1 protein-coding gene is annotated in these 1,412 nt (G+C 60.3%); it reads right to left on the minus strand.

Annotated elements, in window-relative coordinates; genetic code table 11:
* Positions 1–5: 5 nt before the first annotated feature.
* Entirely contained in the window at positions 6–1,331 is a 1,326-nt protein-coding gene (locus tag ACFHWY_RS28495; RefSeq protein WP_416583328.1) for an RHS repeat-associated core domain-containing protein, read from the minus strand.
* Between the last annotated feature and the right edge of the window lie 81 nt (positions 1,332–1,412).

A 1,412-nucleotide genomic window follows, 5' to 3' on the forward strand; every position in this document is an offset into this window, starting at 1 on the left:
GCCAATCACCCAGCATCATCCCAGCTCACCGGCTTGCCGAGCGAGAACGCAACGGCCCTGTTATGGACAGTCGCTACCTGATCGTATGCGACGATATCGATCACGCGAACCCGAGCGCCGTCAGGCGTTAGCAGTTCGTCGCCGGACCGTAGGTCTGCAGCATCGCGCCAGGCTTTCTTGTTTGCCACCCAAAAGGGATGCTTGTCGGTAGCGACGACGGTGGTAGAGTGCGCGGCTTCTTGAGAAGCTGCGCTCCGATCCTCACCACGGTCTACAAAAATCTTGATTAGCGCCTTGGCACCCGTCCCCTCGATTGTTGCCGTGACTTTTCTTGCTTTGGTTACTCCAGTTTCCGGGTCGCTGGCGATGACCCAATCACCGATCTCCACCCGTTCGATCGGCTTGTTGCTGCCGTCGGCGAGGAGGACTGGGGTGCCTGGCAGGAAACTGTTATTGCAGGCCTGGCTACCCTTTTCTTTACCCGGCTTTGCCTTGGGCTTGGGGCTCGCCTTCGGCTTTGGCACAGCCTTCGGCTTCGAAGCAGCCTTGGCTTTTGGCTTAGTTGCGGCCTTCGGTTTCGGTGTTGCCTTGGGTCTCGGCGTTGCCTTGGGTTTCGGGGTCACCTTGGGTTTCGGGGTGGCTTTGGGCTTCGGTGCGGGCTTCGGCTTCGCGGCCTGCTTTCGCAATGCTCGGAGTTCGGAGTGCTGCAGATTGCCGCTGGGCTTGGGTTTCGTTGCCCGCGGGCTCTTTACCTTGTTGCCTGAGCTGCCACCTCTTGGGAAGGAGGATCGGCCGACCGCAAGGCTTCCGCCTAGGTGTCCACCGGACATGCTGCTGCCGCCAGCCATCGAGCCTGAGCCAGCCTGCTCGACTCGTCTGAACCCGTCTGGATCGGAGTAAGTAATCGGGCTATTCCCAGCGTATGCGTATCCATGCAGTGACTGAGTGTCGCCGAGATCCAAGAGCGGATCCACGGATAGGAACCGGCCGATGGTTGGGTCGTACTCACGTGCACCCAGGTGGATCAGGCCACCGTTGCCGCCCCTGGTTCCTCCGACAAAGTCCTTAGTGCCTAGCCAGGTCGTTGGCAGCGCCCCGCGCGGCTCGCCGTAGGGCATGGTACGCCGACGCTCACCTGCGAGAGTGTGGGCGTCAATCTGTAGCTGACCGGTGCCTTGCTGGTTGTTGATCGTCCACTTCAAGCCGGTCGAGTCGCGTACGGCGAAGTCTTCGTAATAGCGGGTGCCTACCGCGTTTTCATTTGTTGAGGTGATTACTAGTTCCGTGTCTCCGAGGTGGAGAGTCGTCTTGTCCGGTGAACGGGAGATCAACCGCGTGCCGTCGGCGTCGTCACGGCCGTTTCAACATCATCCGGCAAGGCCGAGGATGGTGAATGGCCTGTTCATGTCGCG

This window comes from Micromonospora sp. LOL_024 (genome assembly GCF_048060415.1).
In the GTDB taxonomy this organism is placed as follows: Bacteria; Actinomycetota; Actinomycetes; order Mycobacteriales; family Micromonosporaceae; genus Micromonospora.